Annotated in this window: 28 protein-coding genes; 11 read left to right on the forward strand and 17 right to left on the reverse strand. The window is 49.4% G+C overall.

All coding sequences use genetic code 11. The features are described 5' to 3' along the window. Positions 1–109 precede the first annotated feature (109 nt). Positions 110–472: a YcgJ family protein gene (locus ACLHV9_RS17835; RefSeq protein ID WP_371128458.1), complete on the reverse strand. Its 363-nt coding sequence runs from the start codon at positions 470–472 to the stop codon at positions 110–112. A 449-nt stretch (positions 473–921) separates the two neighbouring features. On the opposite strand from ACLHV9_RS17835, the gene ACLHV9_RS17840 reads away from it, so the two are divergent. The 4 genes from ACLHV9_RS17840 to ACLHV9_RS17855 all read left to right on the forward strand — a co-directional run bounded on the left by ACLHV9_RS17840 (position 922) and on the right by ACLHV9_RS17855 (position 2,923). After that, a complete protein-coding gene (locus ACLHV9_RS17840; protein ID WP_108090894.1) occupies positions 922–1,470 on the forward strand; it encodes a hypothetical protein in 549 nt (182 codons plus the stop codon). 460 nt (positions 1,471–1,930) lie between these two features. Then, positions 1,931–2,182: a hypothetical protein gene (locus tag ACLHV9_RS17845; RefSeq protein WP_108090895.1), complete on the forward strand. Its 252-nt coding sequence runs from the start codon at positions 1,931–1,933 to the stop codon at positions 2,180–2,182. Continuing rightward, positions 2,154–2,501 (forward strand): low molecular weight protein tyrosine phosphatase family protein, encoded by a 348-nt coding sequence (locus ACLHV9_RS17850; protein ID WP_108090896.1) that lies wholly within the window; start codon positions 2,154–2,156, stop codon positions 2,499–2,501. Before ACLHV9_RS17845 ends, ACLHV9_RS17850 begins: the two co-directional genes overlap by 29 nt. Before the next feature lie 203 nt (positions 2,502–2,704). Next, positions 2,705–2,923, forward strand: coding sequence for a hypothetical protein (locus ACLHV9_RS17855; RefSeq protein ID WP_032648750.1), 219 nt, complete (start codon positions 2,705–2,707; stop codon positions 2,921–2,923). A 248-nt stretch (positions 2,924–3,171) separates the two neighbouring features. Here ACLHV9_RS17855 and ACLHV9_RS17860 read toward each other — a convergent pair whose 3' ends face one another. From ACLHV9_RS17860 to ACLHV9_RS17875, 4 genes are read right to left on the reverse strand one after another with little or no spacing between them, the layout of a single operon-like run. Next, positions 3,172–3,660 carry a DUF2514 family protein gene (locus tag ACLHV9_RS17860; protein ID WP_407220889.1) on the reverse strand — a complete coding sequence of 163 codons (489 nt, stop codon included), beginning with the start codon at positions 3,658–3,660 and terminating at the stop codon, positions 3,172–3,174. Further along, the gene (locus tag ACLHV9_RS17865; protein ID WP_407220890.1) at positions 3,657–4,286 is read right to left on the reverse strand and encodes a glycoside hydrolase family 19 protein; all 630 of its coding nucleotides are present in this window, start codon (positions 4,284–4,286) and stop codon (positions 3,657–3,659) included. The genes ACLHV9_RS17860 and ACLHV9_RS17865 overlap by 4 nt, the downstream gene beginning before the upstream one ends. After that, on the reverse strand, positions 4,276–4,569 hold the full coding sequence (locus tag ACLHV9_RS17870) for a phage holin family protein (protein WP_024203029.1): 294 nt from the start codon (positions 4,567–4,569) through the stop codon (positions 4,276–4,278). Before ACLHV9_RS17870 ends, ACLHV9_RS17865 begins: the two co-directional genes overlap by 11 nt. Next, on the reverse strand, positions 4,556–4,960 hold the full coding sequence (locus tag ACLHV9_RS17875; RefSeq protein ID WP_407220891.1) for a putative holin: 405 nt from the start codon (positions 4,958–4,960) through the stop codon (positions 4,556–4,558). The genes ACLHV9_RS17870 and ACLHV9_RS17875 overlap by 14 nt, the downstream gene beginning before the upstream one ends. Before the next feature lie 167 nt (positions 4,961–5,127). On the opposite strand from ACLHV9_RS17875, the gene ACLHV9_RS17880 reads away from it, so the two are divergent. Further along, positions 5,128–6,198 carry an acyltransferase family protein gene (locus tag ACLHV9_RS17880; RefSeq protein WP_407220892.1) on the forward strand — a complete coding sequence of 357 codons (1,071 nt, stop codon included), beginning with the start codon at positions 5,128–5,130 and terminating at the stop codon, positions 6,196–6,198. A gap of 29 nt (positions 6,199–6,227) precedes the next feature. On the opposite strand, the gene ACLHV9_RS17885 is transcribed toward ACLHV9_RS17880, so the two are convergent. Next, the gene (locus tag ACLHV9_RS17885) at positions 6,228–8,945 is read right to left on the reverse strand and encodes a tail fiber domain-containing protein (RefSeq protein WP_407220893.1); all 2,718 of its coding nucleotides are present in this window, start codon (positions 8,943–8,945) and stop codon (positions 6,228–6,230) included. Positions 8,946–9,140: 195 nt separating this feature from the next. On the opposite strand from ACLHV9_RS17885, the gene ACLHV9_RS17890 reads away from it, so the two are divergent. The 6 genes from ACLHV9_RS17890 to ACLHV9_RS17915 all read left to right on the forward strand — a co-directional run bounded on the left by ACLHV9_RS17890 (position 9,141) and on the right by ACLHV9_RS17915 (position 11,809). Further along, entirely contained in the window at positions 9,141–9,401 is a 261-nt protein-coding gene (locus tag ACLHV9_RS17890; RefSeq protein WP_063929279.1) for a hypothetical protein, read from the forward strand. A 183-nt stretch (positions 9,402–9,584) separates the two neighbouring features. After that, positions 9,585–9,695 (forward strand): ash family protein, encoded by a 111-nt coding sequence (locus ACLHV9_RS17895; protein ID WP_248067198.1) that lies wholly within the window; start codon positions 9,585–9,587, stop codon positions 9,693–9,695. A gap of 22 nt (positions 9,696–9,717) precedes the next feature. Further along, positions 9,718–10,413: a Bro-N domain-containing protein gene (locus tag ACLHV9_RS17900; RefSeq protein ID WP_319853318.1), complete on the forward strand. Its 696-nt coding sequence runs from the start codon at positions 9,718–9,720 to the stop codon at positions 10,411–10,413. A 122-nt stretch (positions 10,414–10,535) separates the two neighbouring features. Further along, positions 10,536–10,793, forward strand: coding sequence for a DUF1902 domain-containing protein (locus ACLHV9_RS17905; protein WP_274452793.1), 258 nt, complete (start codon positions 10,536–10,538; stop codon positions 10,791–10,793). Positions 10,794–10,796: 3 nt separating this feature from the next. After that, on the forward strand, positions 10,797–10,994 hold the full coding sequence (locus ACLHV9_RS17910; protein ID WP_274452792.1) for a type II toxin-antitoxin system HicA family toxin: 198 nt from the start codon (positions 10,797–10,799) through the stop codon (positions 10,992–10,994). A 116-nt stretch (positions 10,995–11,110) separates the two neighbouring features. Further along, complete coding sequence (locus ACLHV9_RS17915; protein ID WP_407220894.1) at positions 11,111–11,809, forward strand: hypothetical protein; 699 nt, start codon at positions 11,111–11,113, stop codon at positions 11,807–11,809. Between the two features lie 30 nt (positions 11,810–11,839). On the opposite strand, the gene ACLHV9_RS17920 is transcribed toward ACLHV9_RS17915, so the two are convergent. From ACLHV9_RS17920 to ACLHV9_RS17970, 11 genes are read right to left on the reverse strand one after another with little or no spacing between them, the layout of a single operon-like run. After that, positions 11,840–14,728, reverse strand: a complete 2,889-nt coding sequence (locus ACLHV9_RS17920; protein WP_410376028.1) for a hypothetical protein — start codon at positions 14,726–14,728, stop codon at positions 11,840–11,842. Continuing rightward, positions 14,728–17,421, reverse strand: coding sequence for a transglycosylase SLT domain-containing protein (locus ACLHV9_RS17925; RefSeq protein WP_407220896.1), 2,694 nt, complete (start codon positions 17,419–17,421; stop codon positions 14,728–14,730). Before ACLHV9_RS17925 ends, ACLHV9_RS17920 begins: the two co-directional genes overlap by 1 nt. After that, complete coding sequence (locus tag ACLHV9_RS17930; protein WP_407220897.1) at positions 17,421–18,002, reverse strand: hypothetical protein; 582 nt, start codon at positions 18,000–18,002, stop codon at positions 17,421–17,423. The genes ACLHV9_RS17925 and ACLHV9_RS17930 overlap by 1 nt, the downstream gene beginning before the upstream one ends. Next, on the reverse strand, positions 18,002–18,466 hold the full coding sequence (locus ACLHV9_RS17935) for a hypothetical protein (RefSeq protein ID WP_407220898.1): 465 nt from the start codon (positions 18,464–18,466) through the stop codon (positions 18,002–18,004). Before ACLHV9_RS17935 ends, ACLHV9_RS17930 begins: the two co-directional genes overlap by 1 nt. Further along, a complete protein-coding gene (locus ACLHV9_RS17940; protein WP_407220899.1) occupies positions 18,466–20,937 on the reverse strand; it encodes a hypothetical protein in 2,472 nt (823 codons plus the stop codon). The genes ACLHV9_RS17935 and ACLHV9_RS17940 overlap by 1 nt, the downstream gene beginning before the upstream one ends. Next, positions 20,937–21,542: a hypothetical protein gene (locus ACLHV9_RS17945; protein ID WP_407220900.1), complete on the reverse strand. Its 606-nt coding sequence runs from the start codon at positions 21,540–21,542 to the stop codon at positions 20,937–20,939. Before ACLHV9_RS17945 ends, ACLHV9_RS17940 begins: the two co-directional genes overlap by 1 nt. Then, on the reverse strand, positions 21,542–21,865 hold the full coding sequence (gp10, locus tag ACLHV9_RS17950; RefSeq protein ID WP_407220901.1) for a capsid staple protein: 324 nt from the start codon (positions 21,863–21,865) through the stop codon (positions 21,542–21,544). The genes ACLHV9_RS17945 and gp10 overlap by 1 nt, the downstream gene beginning before the upstream one ends. A 51-nt stretch (positions 21,866–21,916) precedes the next feature. Next, positions 21,917–22,297: a hypothetical protein gene (locus ACLHV9_RS17955; RefSeq protein WP_407220902.1), complete on the reverse strand. Its 381-nt coding sequence runs from the start codon at positions 22,295–22,297 to the stop codon at positions 21,917–21,919. A 10-nt stretch (positions 22,298–22,307) separates the two neighbouring features. Further along, the gene (locus ACLHV9_RS17960) at positions 22,308–22,748 is read right to left on the reverse strand and encodes a Bbp16 family capsid cement protein (RefSeq protein ID WP_407220903.1); all 441 of its coding nucleotides are present in this window, start codon (positions 22,746–22,748) and stop codon (positions 22,308–22,310) included. A 51-nt stretch (positions 22,749–22,799) separates the two neighbouring features. Beyond that, the gene (locus ACLHV9_RS17965; protein ID WP_060572468.1) at positions 22,800–23,786 is read right to left on the reverse strand and encodes a major capsid protein; all 987 of its coding nucleotides are present in this window, start codon (positions 23,784–23,786) and stop codon (positions 22,800–22,802) included. 14 nt (positions 23,787–23,800) lie between these two features. Then, positions 23,801–24,520, reverse strand: coding sequence for a peptidase (locus ACLHV9_RS17970; protein WP_407220904.1), 720 nt, complete (start codon positions 24,518–24,520; stop codon positions 23,801–23,803).

A 24,520-nucleotide genomic window follows, 5' to 3' on the forward strand; every position in this document is an offset into this window, starting at 1 on the left:
ATGAAATATTTAATTTCGGTAATCATGTCATCATTTAAAGTATACGCTGCAAAATATAATTTATATCCCTATAACGTAGCCTCTGACTGTGATCTCTTTTGCATCATTATTATTCACCAAAGAGCAGCTTTGTGTACTTTTTAGAGACCGCCCCGGAGCGCTGACCATTGGCGCCATAATAGCGATCTTCACGACACAGCCTTTCCTTCACATCGCAGAAAATGCCGTTAGCAAAGGTGAATTCGGTCAGATCGACATCGCTCGATGTGAACACCTCGTTTGCAGCAGCCTTCTTGCCGAGATACTTCTCGGTCAGCTCACGGGAAATTCCCTTGTCATTGGCGCATACATATCGGTCGCAGAGCACACCTGACACTGGCGAATGGAGTTTGGCCGGGGTCCTGGCCTGAGCGGACATGGCGGACACAGCCAGCAGCACGGCCATAGAGCATGAGAGTATTGTCTTGTTCAAGATGATAACCTCCGTTGGTTAATGAGTGTCGGATTTGTACTGGGCACGATGGAACCATCATGAGGGGCGAAAAAAACCTGGATGGTTCTGAGTTTCAACAGGAAATGCCCTGTTTAGCTTTTTGTTGACCTAACACTCGTCGAAAGTTCAGCCCGGAGGTAATTGTAAGGGCCCTATTCAGGTGAGTCATGCGATTTTAAAGAGCTGAACTACTATGCTGTAAACGGAGTGGGCTTGTGGGGCGGGGCCGCTCTGAGCGAAGAGCGGGCATTGCTAACAGCATTCTGAGCGAATCAACAGGGTGCAGGTCAATGCTTGTCTGTCTGAACCTGAACGAAGGGGCGCGCGTATAGATGACTGTCTATGACACTTCACCTAACTGCTGTTAAAATAACATTTCTACTCATTATGAGATGCTATGTGCCGCCTAACACTGATAAGGAGTTCAGATGTCTATCTGGCAGCCAAAGAGCCACGAAAATAGCCTTAAATTGCTACTGAGAGATATTCCTGATTGTAATTGGGTGCCTTGTATCAAGAGGGCTGTAGGTGGTTTAACCGAAGTCGCTTTTTCACGCAATTATAACCACTTGCTCCTTATCATTTCCTCTTCCGGAAGAGGGGTGCTTGATTGCCTGAGTGGAGAGATTATTGCCAGAGATTATGAAGAATATGGTAACTGGTACGACTCAATTGGCCTTGCATGTACAGGTATAGGACCGCTGAGCGGTGAGACTCTTTCCATCGCCGGTCTGTGTGGCGGTGGTTTACCAATGTATAACCGTTATGGAGAAGCACTCGAGCGAGTGTCGCCAGAGTGGCCTCTGGAAATGTTAATCTGGTGCCCGCCAGGTAAGAGTGCATTAATCGCCTCCCATAAAGAAGGGTGTCTCAGACTTGCAAATGATTACTTTCACTGTGTTGGTTTCTCATGGGATGGTGAGTTAATTATATCGGCAACAAGCAGTGACATTACTGTCTGGAAAAGACAGGACTGATTAATATGGCTGCTACGTGGTGTTAAAAATGAAGGAAATTGACGATGAGTTTTTAGAATATGATTTGGACTGGTTTTTATCCAGCCAGGAAGGGTACCTCGCACATTTTGCAACGCTTCTGGCCCATAATGCGGCTTTTGTTCCATGAAGGTATTGTCATGTTCAATCTCCATTGGGTTAGTAGATGTGATTATGGTTGTCCTATATGATCCAGGAGTGGAAGTGAGCTTTATGATTAACTCGACCATTTTCGGACAATTTTCTAAAAACGAATATTCTGTTTTGATGGGGTGTTTACCCTTCGTTTGAGCGGAGTATACCTATCGCCGAAGCCAGAAACTTGACTATGACTCACCATAAACGGGAGTATTAACTGTCCCCGTAAGATGCTAAGCTTCTACTGTTTGTTCTCACCGTATTATCGCGGCTGCTGACCCGATTAATCTGAGAGAGTCAAACAATGGAAACAAAACGTACTCGAGATTGGCGCAATGCACAGAAGCGACGTAATAAGTCTCGTGATGTCCGCAAGCCCTTATTAACCTTCCGTGGCGAAAAAAACTGGAAGATGCTTTACACGCGGTCAGATAAATTGTTGCGTGCCGCACAACTGGGGCTTGAGTATCCACGTATTACTAACCAACAGCTTGCCTTGAGGGGTCTGGAAGAGTACCACTATTCGGATGAACGTTCTTTTTATATGCAGTCGTAATCAATGGCGAAGCCCCACGGCGGAACAGGTGTTCCGCCGTCATCCCTCTCTTGCCGTACTTTCCGCTGGGACTAGCCGGAATGCAAAAAAAAGAGTCTCTGCCGAATTGCTTCAATGGGCTGATGTTGTCTTTGTGATGGAACAGAAGCACAAAAACCGCTTAGTGGCACAGTATGGTCGGATCATCGCATTCAAGCCCCTACATGTGCTCGATATCTCCGACGATTACCTTTTTATGAATCCTGAGTTGATAGCAATATTCAAAGATATCGTACCGGAAAAGCTGGGACTAACCGATCAAGAAACTGTGTGCCAATAAGCGTTTTATCTTCCAGCTATTTATTTCCGCACATCCTGCCTTGTTAACGTCTGCTCCTGGCACAGAGCAGATACAGAAGCATGATGTCCGCTGTGAGCGAGGTGCGAACGCTGACCTTTCATCTTTGTACGATTTACGCTCTGGCCTGATCTGACGTATATATCATAGATACAGGAACTCACTCGCATGATCGGAGATGGCATATGCTGATATATAACGTTTTTGGACGGCATATTGGCGTTCAACGTAAGCATGATCGGTGGCTGGTATTTCGTGCTGACCTGACGGAGAGAAAGTTTTCTCGACTCTATGACATCGCTATTCCTGACGATATGACTGAAGGTGAGATTGCCGGCTGGCTGGGTGACATTTTCCATGAAGCCGCAACCGATCGTCATCCAAATGTGGAACGCATCGAATAAGAATTTAATGGATAGCCTTACATTACGCCCGCTCCTGGCACTAACCTGGCATGATGTTGCCAGCCATGGCCCAAAAAAAAGCCCGCTATCCGCGGGCTTAGAGATATTTTATAGTCTGTTAGTGCCAGACGTTTAAGGTTGGAAAATCACTCCCACTCAATTGTTCACGGCATTCATAACCAATTGACTGGTAACAACTTTCCTTGAAATTATTTTCACCGTACCGTTTTATATACCGTCACCGGAAATCAGTGCCCCACATTCAGGGAGTCGTACTGTCGCTCGCATGTGAGTCCTGCAGACCGATATCGCTCAGCCTCTTCTGCTGCTGCGATATAAGATCGGTTGCTCTCTTCAAGCATGTCGGCGAGCACACCGATGACCTTGCTGGCTGGCGTGCCAGCGGGGAAAGATCCGGTATAGTGTTCGGCGAGTCGCTTGGTTTTGTCAAGCTCGGCGCGCAGGCCGTCAGCAGCGGTATTAGCATGCTCAGCATCAACACGCGCCACATCGATACGGGATTGTGCTTCACGTTCAATTTGTGTCTTCTCCTGATCACGTTGTGACCTGGCCTTATCATCAGCCTGTTTCTGGTCTGATTGTGCCTGCGCGTATCCTGCGACGTACTGCCGGTCACCGTGGACATTCCACGCAACCACTCCGCAGATGATCAGAGCAGCAAGCATCGCCACGATAAGCAACTGTTTCCAGTACGCTTTCACGAATGCCCAGATCATACCGCCAGCACCTTACTGGCTGTGATGTACCGCGCGCGCCGGTCGTCGATACCGTTCTGGCCTCCATTTATGATCTGCGTGACGCGCACCAGGTCGCCGGTGTACTTCATGCAGCCTTTGGTAGCAAAGAACCACGCCGCGCTGCGGGCCGCATATTCGTCCTGCGCCAGCAGCTCCGGCTGGCTAACCAGCTCAATTTTGAGCCCGTTGCCGCAGTCGCGATAGTTGTTCAGCCCGGTGATCTGGATAAGCCCGCGCCCGCGGTAGAACCAGCCGTCAGTCGGGCCGTTGTTCCCATTGCGTTTGCTGTACACCAGGTTGGCTATGGAACGCTGGCGCTCCAGCGGTAACGATGGTTCACCAGCACGGCGGCCCAGCGCGTTCGCCTGGCCCTGAGTTAGCCGACCAGCTCTGACGAATCCAGCCAGCCCTGCCACGCTGTAGTTGAAGTTCTCCTGCAGCCTGGTGAATCCAGTCGACTCATGCCCGACCTGCGCGATAAACATCGCCTGGTGCAGCGGTTGCTCGATGCCAAACTCTTTCATGGCTGCGGTGATATGCAGGTACCAGCGCGCGGCCAGCACCTCACTAATGCCGGCGGCGCGGCGGAATTGGTTAATGTCCATGCTGGGACCTCGTTATCTTGAAAATTTGTACCACGTTCCCTTTTGTCTTGATGAGCGCAGCCAGGAACACGGCTTTGATGATGACTTCTGACCAGTCGGCGCTGACGTAGTACCCGTAGAAAGTCCGGATAGGTACGCTGGCTGCCACGACGATCAGGAGATAGGCTAGCCATCCACCCCACCAGCGATGGCGTGACCCGTCACGACGGAACAGGAGGACTCGGATTGCAATGCCGCCGCAGATGGCGGCGTTAAGGATGAGAAGCAGCTCAGGACTGGTCATCGTCTTTTCTCCCCGGGATCAGGTCGCGCGGATTTTCAGAACGGTGATAAATATATTTGCCCAGCCCTACTGCAACGATAGCGGAAACGAACGCTCCGGCAGAATGAGCGATCCCTTTATCGAACATATCGGATGTTACTGATGGTAGAAGTGTTGCGAAGCCAATGAGGATGATTGCAGTGGGCTTATAGATTACCAGCCCGCAGAAGAAGCTGACAACTGCCAGTAACAACCGACGTTTTATTGGAAACTCTGTCGCGAAGGTAACAAAAATTACCGCTCCAGCCAGGCTTCCAATCACCACCTCAGGCGGAACCCCCACAAGCCAAGCGCTTATCGCACCTAGGCTAAGACCTTGATTGACATCTGACACCGTCATGGATGCAGACATAGTGACCACCGTTTAATGTGCATAAAGAACCCCCTTAGTTGGTGAGTTCATCATACACAATAAACCATATATGGATTAATTTTGATCGAATTCCTCTTAACAAAATTACCTTTTGGGTATATGCTTACAAAAAAAACTTGCCATCCAACAACAATAAGGATTATTTGATGATTTTCTTTGTGCATAATTTGCGAGGGATAGCTGCCTTAATCGTTGTTCTAACGCATTTACAAATCTGGATGGGTGATAATGAAAAAAATATTCAAATCAGCAAGTTACTATTTAGTAATGGATCTTTTGGTGTAGACCTTTTTTTTATAATAAGTGGGTTCATAATTTGCTCTGCGACTGAGCGACATGAAAATAATTTGTGTGCAAAATATATTGTAAGGAGAATTTTTAGAATTTATCCTGTTTACATAATAGCCCTAACATTCGTATATGTTGCTTATAGTTACCAAGAGCCTATACAAAACTACATTAATGCATTGTTAATGATGCAGCGCGATTATGGGCAATTAGCGCCTTTTTTTGGATATAATATGCTTTACCCTGCATGGACTCTTTCTTTCGAGTTAATGTTTTATACTATATTTTTGGTGTCAATGATAATTTCTCATTCGTACAGGTCATTGATATGCTCGCTATTTATTGTGTTTTCATTCTTCGTGCTCCAACTATCTCTGTCTGGCGGGGTTTCATTAAATGCAGAACTGACACCTGCATACAGCGGGGATTTTGCTATTCCTGTAATAAGAATGCTCAGCACTCCAATGCTTATAGAATTTGTAATTGGAATGGTTTTCTTTCATGTTTATAAGTGGATGCTAAATAACAGAGCTGATTTTTACAAGTACATAGCAGTTGCATGCATTGTTAGTTCATTGGTCTTGTATCTGTTTTATCGTACAAATAATCATGGGTTGTCACAAAGAGGCCTTATTGCAACGTTAATGTTTTTAGGCTTCCTCCTTGTTGATGTCAATGGTGTTAAGTTAAAGAGTAAGATACTTTCATTTTTTGGAGACATCTCATATTCATTGTATCTTTCTCATGTAATAACCATAAAGATAATAGTTGATTTATTAGATCGTCTATCTATGATTGAATTTAAGAGCGGCCCATTATATATGTTGTTTGTGTTAGTAATATGCATTCTTGTTGCTTATGTTTCCCATAGGTTGATAGAGATTCCTTTCATAAAAGTTGGGAAAAAATTAGTAAGCAAGCTAAATTAATAGAGACAGGCCGCGAAAGCGGCCTTATTTTAAATTGCACTTAAAATGAACACAACAAGTTCATCGTATCTTATTCCGTATCTACTCCCAGCTGGAACTAGTGGCGTTAGTAGGTTTCCTTCGCTGTCGTAACTTTCTTTTTGCTCTTCCCACTCATCATAGCAGACCAACCCATAGTTAAAAGCATCAAGGCCATTTGCGTTGAATGCCTCAATAACCTCTTGAGCGATAACACCAAAATGAATCCTTGCATCTGTACCCTTATTTTCAACTGCGTCGATAAACTTATATGCCTTAATCATATTCTTTAATGATTTTGCTGTGGCAATCTCCGCCTCACTTAAACTTCTTACATCGCATTTTAGTCTGCCATCCGACGTGACAATCGATCCATTTACGGCATAGACTGCTGTCCAGCGATTTGATGGAAGCCCAAGTCCGATGCTATTGTCAGCTGTTGGGTACAGACCCGATGTATTACCTAGTTCGATTTTGACTGCTTTTTCAGTAGCGAATAGCATTTTCTTGGTATTAAAGTCATATCTTATTCTTCCTGTTGGTGCTGTAGTTGCGGGGTCTTCGTTGCTTGGCTGAAAATCAAGGTTTGCTCCAGCAGCTACGTCACCACGTAACCTGGCTGAGCCCTCGTTAGATCTACCTAACAAATCAACACCGCCTCCAAGCTGTCTAACAATCAACTGCGCATCGTTTGTATTATTACGATTACCATAACCGAACATAACAGGGTATACATAAGATGGGATATTTTTAGAAACAAACATCCTTGATGTACCATGGTCACAATAGTTTCCAAAGTCATAACCTTCCTGCCCGCCATCAGGATCTACACCCAGGAACCCAGAATGAAGATAGTTATATTGTGATGGTGCATTAGGGTTAGAAATATTGTTGTTGCAACTAACACAGTTTTTACCTTGTACAACAATATCAAAAACCTGACTAAGTATAGTTAGATTTGTTGTCCCATTATTCCTTGCTGAGTTACCGACTGCTGTATTGTAATCACCAACAATACTGATTCCATGAGTACCATTCTCGTTTGCATGGTTACCATTGTATGTCATGTTAGAGGCATTTGTGACATAACCTGTATGGCGATTTCTCTGGCTGTTATTACCCTGAACTACGGTTCCGCCATATACATAGATAACGCTGGCAAGATTGAACAATGCAAGATCTATCCCATCGTAAAAGTTATCGCTAACTTTATTTGCGATTACTCGCCCTCGCGTGCTGAAAACATTTTGGTTCTCTGAAAGACCTGGAACACCATCGTACTGGTAGGTTTTAAGCCCACTTTCTCCATTAAATGATGATTCATTTCCAATCATTGAGTATTCATCATTTCCAAACCAGACAGCACCACATAACGTCGCATATTTTATCTTGTTGTTTATAATGCTGTTGTTTTTCCCTCGTGGAAGATTGTAACCTAAGTGAGATAAATCAAAATTACGCTCAACGGCGTTGACAAATACGATACCGCCGAAAGTTTTCTGGCCAGCCCCAAAGTCGCAGTCTCGCACTGTTGAGTCTGTATAACCCTGAATAACAATTGATACACATTTACCTGTAATGGAACTTACAACAACATCTTTTCCACCATTAGCATTACTAACATCAAAAACAAGGGCGAATTTAAACCTTGTATTATAGTCCTTGTATGGCTGAGGAATGCTAGCCCATATATCAGTATCCTGCACATTAGGAATATATCCTTCATATGACTGGACTACATCAGATGCCGTATTCACCCAAGTAGAAGAGTTCCTTTTAATGGTATAAGGCGTACCAATTGGCATGATGTTTAACGGCCCAACTCTTGACCCACTCCCATCGGTAATTGTAAGCAGACTATTTGACTTTAAAGTTGCTCCAGGCGTTCCCCAAAAGTTAACCTTTCCTGTGTGAGAAATGTCTCTTGATACAATCCATTCACCATCTGGGAAGAAGAAAGGCCAGTTTGATTGCAATGCTAATTCCAATGCATCAGAACAATCCTGACCTGACACTCCACCATACCAAGTAATTGGTTTGGCGATATCCGCGATGTAACCGGCACCGCCAGGTTGCCCGAGGGTTAGCAGAACATCGGCGGCTGAGCCTGATGTGGGAACGAGCATGATAGGGTTGCCGGAAGTGTCAAACCCGACAATTTTATTTTTCCGTTGTTCGATACCAGGAAGTTGCGGTATAGCCTCTGGTGTGCGTAATGTTCTGTTCAGATTTGTTGTTGAAACAATATCAACGTAGTTTTTGGTGGCAGCATCCTGCGGGTCGCGTGGATCCTTCACGTTTTGAATGTAATTGTTCAGCGCGTCATACCAGTTTGCGATACTTGACGGCTTACGTAGCGCCAGGCTGAATACACTGTACGCCTGCTGTATGAGCATTGTCAGTTTATCGAAAGCGTCTTCATGCACCTCCGCGAAAAACTTACCCTGATTGCGCAGGTCAGTTTCCTGCGTCGGCTCCAGTTCACGGGCAATTGAGATTTGCCAACCGTTCGCCAGAGGTGTGGTGAGCACCACGCTTCCGCCGTTATAGCCACCGGCGTTAGTAACGGTGTAATCGGTGTCAAGCACCAGCACCGTCAGGTTTCCGCTCAGATCCAGCACCGAAACAGCAAGATCAGCTTTCTTAAAAATTCGGAAGGTGTAAGGGAATGACGTTGTAACTCCGTTCCCGGTGTAATCGTTATGGTCAACTACGGTTGATACCGTCATGGCTTGTCTCCAGTAAAGCAGCGCCCGGCGCGCATGCATCATCTGGACAGTTTATTACCTGTCAAACCTTATATGAATTGAATGAATAACAAACATAAAAATTATTACCTTTAAGGTAAATAGCAAATCGTGCTGGATAGTCACCATGACTTTTGCTACTGTACATTCATACAGTAATTGCATGGAGAATATGAGATGCAACGTCAGTATCATCACCCGCTGGAAAAAGGATTTGCTGAACGCATACACACGCCGGGAGGCGTCCGCTCCCTTGTTGAAGAATCGCACCTGATGACGTTGCTGCGACAACTGAATGAGGACGGCTTTAATGTTGATGGCCCGATGGCAGAGCTTACTGCCCTGGTGAACTACGTCACCAGCTCGCAGATGTCCATGAAGGATCTGCAGATGCATCTCGATTACTGTGCTGAGCAACTGAAGAAACAAACCAGATAAGGTTTGTAATTACCTAAGTTTCATGCAATCATTACCTTTACGGTAAATTTACATTGCATAAATCTTGTGCCATAGTAATCAGGCACTGGCAAAATCCAGTGCCGGGATTGGTCTCCCGGAATTCACTATGACGCATACACCGCGTTAGCGGTTTTTTTATGCGCTAAATACACGCACATCTTTATGGTGGGGCGTGCAGGGGAGCCGCAAGGCTCACCGGGTTTCATAGTGACCGGCAAGACCAACCCTGTACGTCTCACCACCAAACTGATTGGTCTCAGTGGTGGTGATTAACCTAATAAAAAAGGTGATCACTATGTCAGCACAAACTGCACCAACCGTCTTTTCTTTCGAATCCACCGTCAGTATCCGTATGGTAATGATTGATCAGCGCCCTTATTTCGTTGCCCAAGATGTTTGTAATGCTCTTGGAATCCAGAGTGTAGATGTCGCTTTACGTAAAGTAGACAGCGATGAAAAGGGTACGTATTCAATACGGACCCGTGGAGGGTTCCAGTCGTTAAGCGTTGTGAACGAATCAGGACTCTATTGGCTTATGCTCCGATGCCGCAAGGCTGGGGTAGAAGGAACATCAGCTTACCGTTTCCGCAAATGGGTCACTGGCGAGGTGCTGCCTCAGATCCGTAAGACAGGCAGCTATATCAAAAATGCAATCCCTCAGGAAGACCGCATTAAGATGGTTGCTGATCAAGTGGCCACAGCTACTGCATCTGCTGTAATGCAGGCTATGCAGGTGGAGCAAAAGAGTTATGACGTACCACTGAAACCAGGCTACCGCGAGCACATCCATTCACCTGAAGGCGTTCTCGGCCTGGCGGAGCACTCACTGCTGATGAACCTGCTCAACCGTATGCAGGACGATGGCCACGATGTTTCAGGAGCGGCGGCGGAGTTCACTACCATGGTGAGCTACATCGTCGGCGTCAGCAAATGCCTGAACGACATCCGGACCCACGCGCAGTACATCACCAAAAACACAGCCGGGTTCTAATGCTCATGGCACAAGGATGTGCCTTTGTTTAAAGGGCAATGCGGCTATAAAATAATTCTGTACAGTTTGCAGGCAGGTCAGCAATAGCGTAATATTACCCCAAAGGTAAAGAGGAGGCTCTTATGAGAGAATCAACTGTAGTTATGTTTTCTCGGCCTTTCGACGTTAATGTATGCCATGACCATCAGGAAAATGTGTGGGTGGCTGAATGTGATGCTCTCGGTCTTGTTACTGAAGCAGCGACATACGAAGAACTGACCGAGCGAGTCTGGGAAGTAGCACCAGAGCTGTACGAATTGAACGGCTTCGGTGGCAATCCTTCGCGTATAAGTCTGTCTTTTAATCAGGAACAGTCCTACTCTGACAGGATCGCGCTCTGATAAATGGGAACAGGACTATATCCAAAGCTAACGGAATTGCTTATCGCAGCTGGTTGCTACTTTGACCGGCAGGGGAAAGGAAGCCATGAGATATGGTTCAGCCCCATAAGCCAAAAAAAGTTCAGCGTACCGTTTACCATCGTGTCTCCACATACTGCAAACGGGATCTTGAAACAGGCAGGATTGCCAAAGAACTTTTAACGAAGCCCGCAAAGCGGGCTTTTTTGTGGGCGCGGCGGCCTTTGTGACATGTCACAGCTTGACCTAACCTCAGTCAAACATTACCTTATGGGTAATGCGGAGAAGAGGTTTAAATAATGGAAGTCTTTTGGATTGTTGTTGGCGTGGTTGCCATTATTATTTTTATTATTAGCCAAAACAGGACAAAGACTTCTGACCGGATTGTCATTAGGCAAGAGAAGACGATCAAAACTGAAGATGGCGAAATAAAAATACAGCGTACTCAGGTTGTTGATAGCGCAACCACGCAATACCACCGAGCTGATAACGCCCCTCATATATCTGCCAATCCAAAGTACGAACAATCTGTAATTGAAGCCTACAACAGAAAACCGATTGAAGCGATAAAGCAAATCTCACCATCCCAGCCAAAACCTTTTACGGCTGAGCTTCCAACAGGTGTTTCACAGCGCCCTGCTTACCATGGTAATTTCCCAGGTGACGTCAAACCAGCACCAGCACCAGCACCAGCACCAGCACCAGCACCAGCACCAGCACCACAGAATGATTTAGCACCTAATGGCAAAAAACAATGCACAAGGTGTAGGGTAAATCTGACGTATGACAAGTTCAGGAAATCTTCGAAGCACCCTGATGGACTTACAATCTGGTGTGCGAGCTGTCTTGATGGCCCAAAGAATACCCGTCACACGAAATGGTGCCCGATCTGCAATGTCAGAAGAAAGAGAACTAGCTTTTACTCCAATGCTCAGAATGCTGATGGCTTAATGGCATGGTGCAAAACATGCTGGGATAAGCACAAAGGTAAAAGATAGGCCGCTTCAGCGGCCTTTAAACTTTTCAAATCAGCGCATACCGGGATCCACTTGGTTTATCAATGGCGCAATCCAGAAGAGATTATTACCCGGCAGCAGCGTACGCACGTTATGCAGAACCCGGTCACCGGCGTCACCATTCAATACCCCGGCAGTCACATCAGTAATGGTGTCCAGCAGACCGAACGTTGGCCCAAGGGCAGAGCCAATAAATCCACGGCTGGCATATCTCGACTGCGTGCCGGTGCCGAGTAGTGCCCCAAGGCCAACCATGCCCCCGGTAGCCTTCTCAGCCATATTATTGTATTCCATCAGAGGACCAAGGATACCGGATCGGTCAATCCCCTCAATAGCAAGTTTCTGCGGCGACCAGTCTACCTCTTTGCCATTTGCAGACTGTTTAAGCGCGTACGTCAGCGCACCGAGTCCAATCTGAAAAGCAGCACCGTAATAAAACTGTGCCGTACCTTCTGATAAACCACCAATGGTTGCCCGGTTGTATGAGGCAGTAGTGAAGGAACGGAACTGGAAAATCGACCGTCCAATTGGAGTGCTGGCCCACAATGGCGTATCGCCAACACCAGGCGTAATAATGATATTATTGGTATCTTTCAGGACAGCAGATTGAAAAATACCAGCGACATGCTGATCATCCCATTTTTCAAAATTACCGATATGCCAGCCATCGATAACTTCGCCGTGTTTTTCAAACTCACTTCGAATACGTGCTGCCATATTGTCGTTGATGCCGAGTTTAGTCAGACGGAGGCCTGGGAAAGCACCAGCCAATATGCCATCTGATGTAATCATCCCGTTAATCGCTTTGTTCACATCGTTAAACTGCCCCATCAGCGTGAGCTTTCCAAAAACATCAGTTACGCGATCAAGGCCAGCTTCAACAGCGTTTGTACGCGTCGAGCTGTCAACCAGATCAGCCTTCAGACGCGATCGGGTGTTAAGCACCGTCTCAAGCCCTACGGCCATTTTATCCATCTCGGCTTTGCTGGCGTTTAGCGCGGGAGAACGGCTAATAAGGGCACCATAGCCTTTCATCGTTCTACTGAACCCCTGAACCATCACCCCACGGGCAAGATCGGGAATAGCGGATACGGTCATACCGCCAAGCTTCGTTACAAAATTGACATTACGCAGTGCTCTGCCAGCTCGAACGAAGAAAGATCCTGGGTCATCTGGCATTTTGTACGTGCCAACAAGGCGATCACGCATTGCAGTGATATCCCGGATATCACTTTCTCTGGCCTTTGCCAGCTTCGCCTGGTCTGCCGGGGTTGCACGCATCAGTTCATCATATTCGTCCTGAATATTTTTTAACTGCTTTTCCATTGTTCTTTCACCGAACGTCCTGGTGAGTTCGATATCCGGGGCGCTCTCGCGGATATGCCGTTGAAGTACGTAATTAGAATCGCTCTCAAGATATTCACGCATCATACTATCGGGTAAATTCAGGGTTCTGGATTTTGAACTACCAGGCACTTTGACAGTAAAGACGTTAACAAAATCCTGAGGGATTCGTGCGCCAACAATTTTGTTAATTGTGGCATCAGCAGCTATCTCAGCATCCTCTTTAGACATTCCCTGTGCTCCGCGCGCCCACCAGCTAACTAGAATGTCTCGGAATTTATCTCGCTCGTTAACGATTTTTCCTACACGATATACCCGAGGAAAATAACTGGTTTGCCCCAACGCTTTCAGCTCGTCATCTGGCGGAAGAAGTCCTAACTTTTGCTGGGCTATCTTTACACGGTCAACAACCATTCTGAGTGCTTTTGCTGCGTCTTGCACAACCGGATTTGCATGAATATCACCGTTTCTCATAGCGTCGCCAACCTCTTCACGGAACGCCGTGTAGTTAAGGTCTCCGCCATCAGATTTATATTTCGTATACGCCTGTTTATTAGTTACGACAACCGCCGCCTCTTCCCGACGCCAGCTTCGAACTCTGGTTTCTGCTGCAACAGGTGTCGCATAACCCCGTTCATTACCCCGCAGTGTGAAATTATTTTCGGCCAATTCCAGAGCAGCAAGTCGTGTACTGCGTGATGGCGACGTCATTGCGCGAGTCAGTGGCGTCATGTAACCGCCAGCCTTAATGGCCGTATCAGCCACCAGGCCGCCTGCCAGCGTAAGATCGTCAAGGCTGGCATCATTAATGCGCATAGCGCCAACACTTCCGCCATCATGAGGTGCATCAATACCGCGAGCGATATCGTTATTAATACCAGCGTTATCCAGCGCATCAGCCACTTCGCGCGTGGCCGCAGTACGGACAGATGGTGATAACGCAGCACCGGCGGCGGCAAATACACCGCTCATCAACGCACCGGCTGCGACGTGGGAAGCACTTTCTCCCCAGGTGCGGGTGATCTGTTGGTTATTCAGCGCAACCTCGCTCGCTGCTGTTGCAACTGCACCGATGGCGGCCTGTGATGCAATGCGGGCCACTGCCCCACCCTGAGCCCCGGGGATAAACATTGAAGCTACGGTGACCGGGTCAACAACCCCGGCAGCAATACTGGCAAGAACCCCCTCCCCGCCCGCCTCGGAAAGAACCCGACGGTCCTCGTTTTCGTCGTCAATCTGCTGTTTCAGCCAGGCAGTTTCTTCCGGCGAACGGGAATCAGCAAAAGCAGATCCCCATTTTTCATATCCATGAATCTCGCTTTTGTCTGTGTAGGGGTTATATCCCTCGACTGGCTCAAACTGTTTCGCAGGACGGAACATCTCGGCCAGCAAGTTATTTTGTCGGAATGCCGCGCCCCATACCGATGGTTCTGGTTGCTGCGGCTCCGGGTTGGTTCCTTCAGGCAAAGGCACATCAAACCCTGTCGGCTCTGGCAGAACATTGCCAGCAGGAGTAAATCCGTTGCTCAGTTCTTCTGGCGAGGAATACACAGGCATTATTCATTACTCCATGAGAAATAGTTTTTGAAGCGATTAACACGATCATCGTGGAACCTGCGATACTGTTCATCAATTGCACGGTGTTTATCTTTAAAGCCGCGAATTTCCTGACCCTTGATGATTTCTTCCTGATCTTTTTGCTCTCTTTCCTGTATAGATTTTTTATATGGTTCCCATTCATCCAAAGAGGGTTTCCACCTCATAGGCCTGCCGTAAGAATCGTAGAATGGCTGTACCGCCTCAATACTATCCTTATCTTTGGTTCGCACCATAATGGCGTAATCGCCATTGCGGGCCGTCAGCACATCAGGGGTAATCTCCAGTTCGCCGCCAATTCGCGACTCCGGCGTTTTACTGGTAACAGGTGCTGAGTTGCCGGAGGTGATCCCGAGTTGTGTCGGGCTTGTAGTGATGTCTACCTTACGGTCGCCATACATCAGTTGCTCTTTATCTGCCTTCCACTGCTCTGCCTGCCATCCAGAAGGCCCATAGTTATAAAGCGCCTCTGGTGCATATTTCATCAACTTAGCGCTGCCATTAACTTCGCTGATGCTCCATGTTCGGGCGATCTGCTGGTTGGTCATTTTTTGGGCCGCATCCGCATTACCGCCGGTGGTGCGGTAATTGATGTCGTACAGCGCCTGATAATCATTTCTGAATCTTGCAGCATCTGGAGTGGAGTCATCTGCCGATGGTCCGCCAAAGCTATACCAGGGAGACATATTGCTTACGGCTGAATCCATTGCCTTAACCCGGTCTTTTTTATATTCCTTTGTGCTCTGGGTTGATGCCAGTTGCGCTTTGAGCGCATCGGTCTGGTTGTATGACAGGTTATGAGCCTGTTCTATAGCTGATTCAGGTGCCATGCCAGAATCAGTTAGCTGCTTAACGGTGAGATAAAATCCCTGCATATCCTTGGGCATATCGCCGACAGATGCTGGGTCTGCGTCATAGAGACGATTAAATAACTCAGCCCCCTGACGGACCGCCTCAGGACTGCGCGCGCGGGATATCGCCGATAACTGGGTGGTTACCTGCGAAGGAATGATCCCGGTCTGGGCCACCTGCTGCACAATCCCGTCATGGGTGGTGGCGTCGTTAATCCGGAAGTTTTGCGCCGTTGGCGTGGCGTCGGCGGCTTTTTGCATGGATTTATTGGTAGGGTCGAGTTTCTCGCCCATAGACAGCGCTTCGTTAAAACGACGGGCATCACGCTGCGCCTGTATCGCTTCATTACTTTTCTGCACCAGCGCGCCGAGCTTGCCATACGCATCGAGTTTGAGCGCATATTCAGGGTCATTTACCTCTGGTTTCTTTTTGAGTAATTCCTGCTGCTGCTGTTCTGGAGAAAGGTACTGAATTGCCTGGAAAGTTTTTGCATTGTCCATAGCGATATCGAGCTTCGATACCATTTTTTTCCCTTGCTCACCGTAGCCAAACATAATGGCCGGGATAGAAGGAACGGCATCAGGGACTTCGCCATTATTGAGTTGAGCCATTGTATTGTTGAGCAGAGGTTCAAGCTCATTAAGTACCAGTTTTCTCTGCTTCTCAATCTGAGCGTTTGCAAGATTATCAATCTGATTAACGGTAACGGGGTCCATACCGGTTTTATTTTTACGGTACCGTGAAATCCACCCCTGCGTTTCAGATGGTAGTTGTTTTATGAACTCGGCTTGAGATATCTCTCCTTTTCTTGGATCGCCAATCTTCTCAAGAAGCTTGTCAACATTGCCCTGTCCCCAGTTATATGCCGCTCCAGCGAGTAATTCAGAGCCATACTTGTTTGACAGTTCCTGCGCGTAATCCGATGCCAGCATGGTGTGCTGCTCTTCGTCTGCCGGGTTGTATTGAACCCCTCGCCGTGCGGCCAGTTCTCTCCCTGTTTCTGGCATCAACTGGAAGCGACCTTGAGCACCGGCAGAAGACGTGATAATTGACCCGTCTGAATTAAGATGCTTACCGCCTGACTCGACGATACCTACAGATCGCATATCCAGGCCGCCAGTATCATCTGCTGAAAACTCACCGTTCATCCACCCAAGCGGGTTATCAACTGCATAGTTTTTAGCTCTCATCTCAGTGGCGGCAAGGTTATCTTTTTCAATGGCAGCCAGAATCTGCTCCTGTGACCAACCTCTTGAGGCACCGAATCTCGCTGTTGCTACTGTGCGAATATTCTTTGCGAGAATAGCTTCCTGGGGATTATTCCACGAATCAGCCTCTTTCTGGATCTGCAACTGTCTGGTGGCATCGTATTGATTGCCTTCAAACTCGCTGACCTGCCCCTGCTCATAGCGGCCAACGTTTCCCTGAAACTGGATGCGCTGCTGCTGCGCCTGCTGCATGAACATCTGGCGCGATGCGTCATCAGGTAGCGACGAGGCCAGGGATTGGATCTGCTCATCATATTGCTGCGTGAACTCCTGCCCCTTACCGATGGCGTTCTGACCCTTCAGGCTGTAAAGCTGGGTCTTTAAATCCTCTTCGGCCTGACTGAGCTTTAAGCTGGCCTCCTGTGAAAGAGCGACGTTTGCCCGCTGTTTAGCCTCACCAAATACGCTGATGGCTTTGCTTCCGGCGTCAACGAGTGCATCACCAATATTGGGTTGTTCAAAGGCTTGAAATCCAGGAGAGGAAAATCCCTGAGACTGTACCTCTCTTCCTGTAACTGTAGGCACGACTGGCATCAGTAGCCCCCTAATTTAAATTGCGAGTTGCTATTAACGAAACCTTTATTGGAGAGCATTGGGGTACTTCCTCCCCCTGAGGAAACCGACGTTTTAAACGGAGACCATGTTCCGCCACCCATCTGATAAGCTCCGTATGCCTTTAATGGAGTTGTCAGCAGCGTCTGGGTCATTGCGGCACTATTTGCGCTGCGGGTTGCATCAGCCTGAGACTGGAAATTATTGCCCTGCACCTGATAGCCATATGCCTCGCGCTGGGCGTTGTTAACGGTAGTCAGAGCATCCAGCGCGCCGAATTGAGCTGTATCGCCGAAGATATCCAGAGCGTTACCCGTGGAGAGTTCTGCGCCTGTCGCGCCCATCGTAGCTGCCTGGGTACCTGCTGCCTGACGGTTACGGCGGCGAATCTCATCAGCCTGAGCGTTACCTCTGTTGATTGAGTCCTGCGCCTGAGCTTCAGCAATATCTGCGTTCTTCTCTGCTACAGCAGAAGTATATTTTGCCTGCTGGTTCTGGCTGTATGCGCTGGCGGCAGCTGATGCTACCGTCACAGCAACCAGTGCGATCGCTGGGCTACACATTATTTTCTCTCCATGTGGAAACGGTGGAACGGGAGATTGTTGATGCCATAAGGCTTAGGATCTTCGATGGTGAAACCAAGCCAGTGCAGCCATACGCGCGCGACGTGGTTGCGGGCATCAACGTAATTTTCAAGATACGGGTAAACGGACAGCATTGCATTGACCACTTTCCCGCACCGGCGCAGGAAGGTGCGCTGGTATTTCTCCAGCGCGTCAGTGCCGACAAGCCAGGGGATGCCGCTGCCGCCGATCATGGATGCCGGGGCTACGCCGAAGATGGTTACCACCTCACCGTTGACCAGACCGGCGCAGCAAAATGTTGACGTTCTCAGCCCGGTTTCAAGCACGCGTCGCGGGCTCCAGCCGTTTGTAGCCAGGAACTCTTCAACGTCTGCCTGCCTGACATGCGGCAGCATGGCTTTGATGTGATCTGCAGTGGCAGGTACGATCTGCGCGTTAAGCATCAGAATCCCCCTACGGTAAGACGCGGGATTACTGCCAGAACGGAAAGCGGCAGAGGGTCGGTCTGCCTGACCTTAACGCGCCCGTTTTTATCCCAGTCGCTGTCGAGCTTCACTTCCACTTTCCCGGTGGCATCATCAACCGGATCGTCGTAAAACTCGAACTCACGCTGTGGATATTCGTACCACGTTCCACCAGGCGTTGTTGCCCAGATACCGCGGCTGGAGTTGACCACCAGAGTGACAGACGGGATAAGCTGTTTTTTATCCAGAAGCGTTTCCTGTCCGTTGATATTGATGTCCAGAGTCTCGAATTCAGCAGTGATCGGCAGCCCGATATGCACCACTGCGCCCGGTGACTCCAGTGTGACAGCGCCACCAGTTACGATTTTCTGCGGCTCAACGTTGGCGTCTGAGAGGATGTTTACGGTCTGGCCTTCGAGGTGAGACAACCCAGAGAACTTCTGACGGGCCATTTGCCAGTTTGTCGTTGCCGAGTTCCGCAGAACAGCAGGTACATCACGGTTGAAACGCACAACCACCGCCGTGCTGCTGGTTACTGAGATGATGTCTCCCCGTAACTCTTTCGCTACCAGATTTCCGGTATCAGGATCCGCTTCTGAGTACGGGAACTGGATCTGTGCACCGACGTCAGTGTTTACGAAATAAGCCCCTCCAGTAATCGTTACCGGGTAGTCGACCTGATAACTCCAGTTTCCGGTTCCGCCACTAATGGTCATCGTGCGCGCTGAAGTGTTTCGCCCGTCATAGCTCAGGCCACAGTCGACAAAGAAAGCGTCTTCATCACTGGTAAACAGGCGGCTGGAAAGGCGCTCAATGTAACGCTTCGTCTGGCCGTTGATGGTGCGGTTCACCACGAAATACACAGCATCCTCGCTGCCTTCGCTTATTGAACAGGTGCTTTCGTATTTTCCGGAGCTGGACTGCGGAGCCCAGGCGAATACCTGCTGATCACGCAGATAGGTCAGCACCAACAGTTTTCCGTCATCGCGGATGCAGAACGCGCTGCTGTACGGCACGATACAGAATGACCAGTCGACAATACTGCGCTTCTGGAAAAGGTGGTTTGCCAGGATAGTCAGGTCAGTGCCCTGGTATCCGTCGACATCGAACGAGTAAGCCAGATCGCGCACCACGCTACCCTTCTCCTGGATGAACAGCGCGATGTTTGCCACAGCGATCGGAGGAACATTGCTGGAGCCGTTGTTGCCCTGAGAGCTGAATGCAAAAGCTGATGGCGTCAGAACCTTATTCTGGTCTCCGGATATCGCATATTCCCCGCCAGATGTCAGGGCGACCAGGGTTCCGACGTCGATAAGATGGCGAATCTCATTTACCTGCCGCCCGGCGTAGGTGTAGATGATGCGATCGTCATCCTGAATCGGGTTGTTCTTTCCGAAGTCTTTGTAGTCGCCGGTCCTGCTCGCCCAGATGGTTTGTGGGTACGCGGTAGATGCGGCGAAATACAGGCGCTGCTGATAATAGACGACAGTGCTCGGGTAGCCGTTAACGCTGTTCCAGGCGTAGCGCGCCCACTTATAGCTTCCATTAGCCGATCCAACGACCTGAGAAGGTATATAGCTGATCACCGTGGCTGTGGCGGTTGTTCCTGCCGCCGCGGTGATGCGCACAATGCCGAAGCCACTGTGCAGGTATTCCCACTGGATTCCGGTATCAGTTGACCCCGTTCCGCCCCAACCATCCCACGACATACCTTCAGTATGAGAAGGCCTGAGAGTGCCTGTCTTTCCTGCAGTATTTGCCCGGTAGTAGTTGCTTTCAGCACGGCGAATATCATTGATAACTGTCGTCTTGCCGGTTTCCCATACTGGAACAGAATCAACGGCAGGCTGCTCAAGATAAAAAAGCTTGCCAACTTGCTCAGCACCAAAGATAGAGGCGTTTGCCGTCAGCGTGACGGTACCTGTGCTGGCGCTGGCATACACTTTTATGGACTGATCAACGTTGATATCTTCGAACGGGCCGTTTTTGGTGGTGACATCTACGATTTGCCAGTTGTCGTGTGCGTAGCGGCGCAACTCTTTCGGTGGGTATGCCGGGTGTACCAGCGTAAGCACGTCGGCACTCTGCGTGAATTTGATGCGGAAAAGATCAGCTTCAGCATATGGCATTGCCAGTTCATAAATCACATTGCTGCTGTTGAGCACATAAGCGCCGTCTTTGATGACGCGCATATAGCCATGTCCGAACTCCAGCGCATAGGTCTGGACTGTAGAAAACTGGAAAGGTATAAGACGGCATTTGCGATCAGAATATTTTGCTTCGCCGACGAAGCGAGTTCCAGGGCGATTCTCCACCCCGCCATATTGCCGAACAATGAAGTTGTCGCACTTGCGCAGCGCAACCTGATACTTCGACATATCAATGCGCCCGTACAGCGATGGGCCAATCTCACCGCCGGCAAAGCTCGGCTGTATCCAGCTGATAGTCATTATGACAACCTCGCTGCAGTAAACTCATCCACAGGTGGCTGCGGCTCCTGCGATTCGTTCTGGCTGTGCGAGCCAGCACTCAGGATGACCTTTTGGTACATGTTCAGTGCGTTGTTGCCGAGATCAGCGCTGCCGGTAAGCGGCATGTTGATGGCGGCGGCAAGGCGCCAGGAAAGTGCCTCCATGAAGATTGGATCGAACATGTTAACGTCGGTAACGCGTGTGATGTACTTCAACCACGCCTGCGGCTGGTCTGTGTAGATCAGCTTTCCGGTGCCATCACCGTTTGATCCAACCTCATAGTTGACGCGCATTGCAGCCGTAGGATTACGAATTCCGGGAACCATAATTTCGGTGATGCGCAGGCAGTCAGTCGGGTACTGGTAAGCGTATTGCCAGTCCGGCGGCGGATTGTTGGTGTCAGCCAGAGCCAGGCGTTTGGTGGCAAAGTTCCAGTCGAAGTCCGCCAGCGCAGCATCGCGGCAAGCATCGAAATGCAGGGAGCACTGCCCGGCTTCTTTGCTGGCCTCGGTCAGGGTGTTAATGCTGCGGCTGTTGCCGATATTGCTCAGCGCACGGTTGCAGATCTCGATAACGGAGGCCATTAATCATCCTCCCCGCCATAGAGAGTTTGCGCAGCAGTTTTTGGCGGTTCGCTGGAATCAGGCACCATTGCCATATCGGTGATCTGCAGTTCTGCCCGGCGGCACACTCCGTCTTCATCCTGGCGCTCAGAGGTTGATTTAACGAGTGCTTTAGCGGTGATCATCACCATGCCACCAACTGGTGGAGTGGTAATTCCGAGTCTGTTCAACGTGTCATTGTCCAGGCTAATGCACAGGCCCCACGGATAATCATCACGAGTCTGGGTTTTCCCGTCCTCATCCTGATAGGTATCGGTGCCAGTTTTGAGGTTTACCAGTTCCATAACGGACTCCTGCAAGAAGGGGGCCGAAGCCCCCTGTTTTATTAGCGAGGCTTACACGCCCAGTTTCTGCCGTTCTTCAGCAATACGCTCTTTGATCGTTTCAACATTCATGTTGCCAGGCTTCTTGTTGAAAAGTTCTTCGTACTGCTGCCGGAGTGAGGCTTCATCTTCGCTGAAGGTATTGGCATCGTTACCGCCAGTCTCTTCCTTGTCCTCATCTTCAACTTGAGGTTCAGGCTGAGGTTCAGGCTGAGAATCAACAGTCAAGATGCCGCGCTTCTGGTCTGCCTTTTTCTTTGCTGCCTTCGCTGCTGCGTTGATCGGCTCCAGAGCCGATCCTGGCTCACCGTCATATTCAATCTCAGAGCCTTCAGGCCAGAGGTTGTTGTGAATATGGGATAAGCGCAGGACGCGGTATTTTGCTTTTTCCATCGCTGTCACCTTAGCCAGTCACTTTGGAGCGGATTGGGTAGTATGGAGTGTTGTTGTCAACATCCAGGTTAATACCCGAGGTGAACGCACCAGCAGTCAGTGGGCCGGTACCGACCACGTAGTTGACACGCAGATAGCGCTGAACACCAGCCGGAACCTTGGCAGAGAACAGGCGCTTACCAGCGGTCAGCGCTGCCAGTGCCAGCGTGCCGCTGTCGTACAGCGTGGTCCAGGTGGAGTTATCCGTGCTGGTCTGCAGCTGGACGTTAAGGGTAGCGGCACCAGCTGCTGTTGCAGTGGTATTCACGTTTGCCCAGAACTCCAGCGGGTAGCCAACACCGATATCGCGGCGCGTGCCGTCGATAGGGCCAAGGTCGATAACGTCAGTTGAAGCAGCAGAAGCCGTAACCGCCTGCGCTTCGGAGAACATCAACAGTTTGTCGAGGATCATTTTCTTTCTCCATTCATGGGCCGGTTAAGGCCCATCAGTTAATGACAGGCGTTAAACAACGCGCGCTTCTGTTTCCAGAATCGCATCTGTTTCACGGATTGGGATGCCACGGAACGCGGTCCACCATTCGCCTTCAGTTTCTTTAACGGTCAGAGCCAGAGAGGCTTTGTCCAGTGACTGAAGATCGAGAGCCTGGGCAACGGTGCGGTTCATGTAGAACACCGGCTTGCCCATGCCACGGTTTGGAATGCGGTGCAGCGCTTTTACCATCAGGCTTACGATGTTTGCTGCTGAGCCTGGCACTGACAGATCGCTCACATCGATGTTGGCGATGCGCACAACATAGCGCCAGTCACGCAGGGAAAGCCCGTTATCCCACTTGTAGTGGGTGCGGTAGCCTTCATAGCGCCCGCCATTGGCATCAAACAGCGTTTCCTGGCCTTTATCTTCCATCTGCAGGCCTGCCTTCTGGCCTTTAGGGAAGATGCCATGAACAGTATTTTCACCCCACACCACCAGCCAGATGGAGGTGTTGTCAGTACCGGTACCGCCAGCATCGATAATGTTCTGACCGTTACCAGCTGACTTGCTGGAGTAACGGGAGGACAGGCCCATGAACTGCTGCGGGTTCACGCTGGTATCGCCGTAGAACAGCGTCTGCGCCATCTGCTGGTTCATGCCTTCGATAAATGCACGGTCTTCAGAAAGACGGAATTCAGCAGTGTTGCCGTTCAGATCGGCCAGAGACTTATCGACTTCGGCATAGGTTTCCAGCATGCCGACTGAGTCGGTTACCTGGACTGTGGTTGATTTGCTTGGCTGGACACCGTAGTTCAGCAAACGCCAGGTAGCCTGCGGCAAACCTGAGCGAATGGTGGTGCGGTGACCGGTTGGCAGGTTGCCTTCAACAAAAGGCATATCCTGAAGGATCGGGTTAGTTTGCCCGAGAAGCTCGATAATTTTATCGACTTTCCCGTTTGGGTCGATGCGCTTACCCCAGTCTGCCAGCGTCAGCGCAGTTAAGCCTTTAACAGCCATGGTTATATCCTCTCTTATTTGCCATAAAGCACTTCGGCCGCACTACGCTGGCCTTGATTACTGCCATCGACCATGCCGTCTTCAGACATGGCTTTACCGATTTTCACGAACGTCTTAACCAGGTCAGGATGGTTACCCAGCCCGGTTGTGTTCAGGTATTCCTTAAGCTCTGGTGTGCCGAACAGGTCCAGAGCGCGCTGCGCAGCGCTGAGGTTTGCGGTCAGCTTGTCTCCGCCGATCTCTTTGTCAGCCTTAACATCAGCAGCCCATTGCTCTGTTTGCGCCTGCCAGGACTCAGCCTGACGCTGCTGCACACCGGCCAGAATTTTCGGATACGCGTCAACCAGCTTCTGTGCCTGCTCATTGGTCAGGTTCAGATCGCGGGCAACGGGCTCGAAGTCCTTAAGCGCTTCGGTGTCCAGCTCAACGCCTTCTCCAGCCTTGAATTCGTATTTCTCCGGCGCACCTTCTGGCTTCTTATTCTTTTCTGCTTCTTCGGCTTTAGCTTTTTCAGCAGCAAGTTCTTCCTCGGTTTTCTGAGTTTCTGAACCTTTGTCAGAATCAGTACCCGTCGCGTTATCCTGCGTCTGGGTTTGCTCCTGAGTTTGTTGCTGCGTTTCGTCAACGCCTTGAGTTGTTTCAGCGGCACCAGTTGAAGCTGTATCAGCCTGACCACCTTCAGTGGATTGCTCATTGCAAAGACGGCGATGCAGCAAACTTTCAAATAAATTCAT

Origin of the sequence: Enterobacter sp. CPE_E890, from assembly GCF_046521475.1 — a bacterium.
GTDB lineage: Bacteria > Pseudomonadota > Gammaproteobacteria > Enterobacterales > Enterobacteriaceae > Enterobacter > Enterobacter adelaidei.

Coding starts and splice junctions, on each gene's coding strand:
- ACLHV9_RS17935 (WP_407220898.1), bottom strand. CDS start 18,466: ATGCTTAACGCGCAGATCGTACCTGCCACTGCAGATCACATCAAAGCC.
- ACLHV9_RS17885 (WP_407220893.1), bottom strand. CDS start 8,945: ATGACGGTATCAACCGTAGTTGACCATAACGATTACACCGGGAACGGA.
- ACLHV9_RS17865 (WP_407220890.1), bottom strand. CDS start 4,286: ATGGACATTAACCAATTCCGCCGCGCCGCCGGCATTAGTGAGGTGCTG.
- ACLHV9_RS17850 (WP_108090896.1), top strand. CDS start 2,154: ATGAACGTTCTTTTTATATGCAGTCGTAATCAATGGCGAAGCCCCACG.
- ACLHV9_RS17860 (WP_407220889.1), bottom strand. CDS start 3,660: ATGATCTGGGCATTCGTGAAAGCGTACTGGAAACAGTTGCTTATCGTG.
- ACLHV9_RS17915 (WP_407220894.1), top strand. CDS start 11,111: ATGGAAGTCTTTTGGATTGTTGTTGGCGTGGTTGCCATTATTATTTTT.
- gp10 (WP_407220901.1), bottom strand. CDS start 21,865: ATGGAACTGGTAAACCTCAAAACTGGCACCGATACCTATCAGGATGAG.
- ACLHV9_RS17910 (WP_274452792.1), top strand. CDS start 10,797: ATGGGAACAGGACTATATCCAAAGCTAACGGAATTGCTTATCGCAGCT.
- ACLHV9_RS17925 (WP_407220896.1), bottom strand. CDS start 17,421: ATGCCAGTCGTGCCTACAGTTACAGGAAGAGAGGTACAGTCTCAGGGA.
- ACLHV9_RS17875 (WP_407220891.1), bottom strand. CDS start 4,960: ATGTCTGCATCCATGACGGTGTCAGATGTCAATCAAGGTCTTAGCCTA.
- ACLHV9_RS17965 (WP_060572468.1), bottom strand. CDS start 23,786: ATGGCTGTTAAAGGCTTAACTGCGCTGACGCTGGCAGACTGGGGTAAG.
- ACLHV9_RS17890 (WP_063929279.1), top strand. CDS start 9,141: ATGCAACGTCAGTATCATCACCCGCTGGAAAAAGGATTTGCTGAACGC.
- ACLHV9_RS17905 (WP_274452793.1), top strand. CDS start 10,536: ATGAGAGAATCAACTGTAGTTATGTTTTCTCGGCCTTTCGACGTTAAT.
- ACLHV9_RS17900 (WP_319853318.1), top strand. CDS start 9,718: ATGTCAGCACAAACTGCACCAACCGTCTTTTCTTTCGAATCCACCGTC.
- ACLHV9_RS17840 (WP_108090894.1), top strand. CDS start 922: ATGTCTATCTGGCAGCCAAAGAGCCACGAAAATAGCCTTAAATTGCTA.
- ACLHV9_RS17945 (WP_407220900.1), bottom strand. CDS start 21,542: ATGGCCTCCGTTATCGAGATCTGCAACCGTGCGCTGAGCAATATCGGC.
- ACLHV9_RS17920 (WP_410376028.1), bottom strand. CDS start 14,728: ATGCCTGTGTATTCCTCGCCAGAAGAACTGAGCAACGGATTTACTCCT.
- ACLHV9_RS17940 (WP_407220899.1), bottom strand. CDS start 20,937: ATGACTATCAGCTGGATACAGCCGAGCTTTGCCGGCGGTGAGATTGGC.
- ACLHV9_RS17955 (WP_407220902.1), bottom strand. CDS start 22,297: ATGGAAAAAGCAAAATACCGCGTCCTGCGCTTATCCCATATTCACAAC.
- ACLHV9_RS17895 (WP_248067198.1), top strand. CDS start 9,585: ATGGTGGGGCGTGCAGGGGAGCCGCAAGGCTCACCGGGTTTCATAGTG.
- ACLHV9_RS17855 (WP_032648750.1), top strand. CDS start 2,705: ATGCTGATATATAACGTTTTTGGACGGCATATTGGCGTTCAACGTAAG.
- ACLHV9_RS17930 (WP_407220897.1), bottom strand. CDS start 18,002: ATGTGTAGCCCAGCGATCGCACTGGTTGCTGTGACGGTAGCATCAGCT.
- ACLHV9_RS17970 (WP_407220904.1), bottom strand. CDS start 24,520: ATGAATTTATTTGAAAGTTTGCTGCATCGCCGTCTTTGCAATGAGCAA.
- ACLHV9_RS17870 (WP_024203029.1), bottom strand. CDS start 4,569: ATGACCAGTCCTGAGCTGCTTCTCATCCTTAACGCCGCCATCTGCGGC.
- ACLHV9_RS17960 (WP_407220903.1), bottom strand. CDS start 22,748: ATGATCCTCGACAAACTGTTGATGTTCTCCGAAGCGCAGGCGGTTACG.
- ACLHV9_RS17880 (WP_407220892.1), top strand. CDS start 5,128: ATGATTTTCTTTGTGCATAATTTGCGAGGGATAGCTGCCTTAATCGTT.
- ACLHV9_RS17845 (WP_108090895.1), top strand. CDS start 1,931: ATGGAAACAAAACGTACTCGAGATTGGCGCAATGCACAGAAGCGACGT.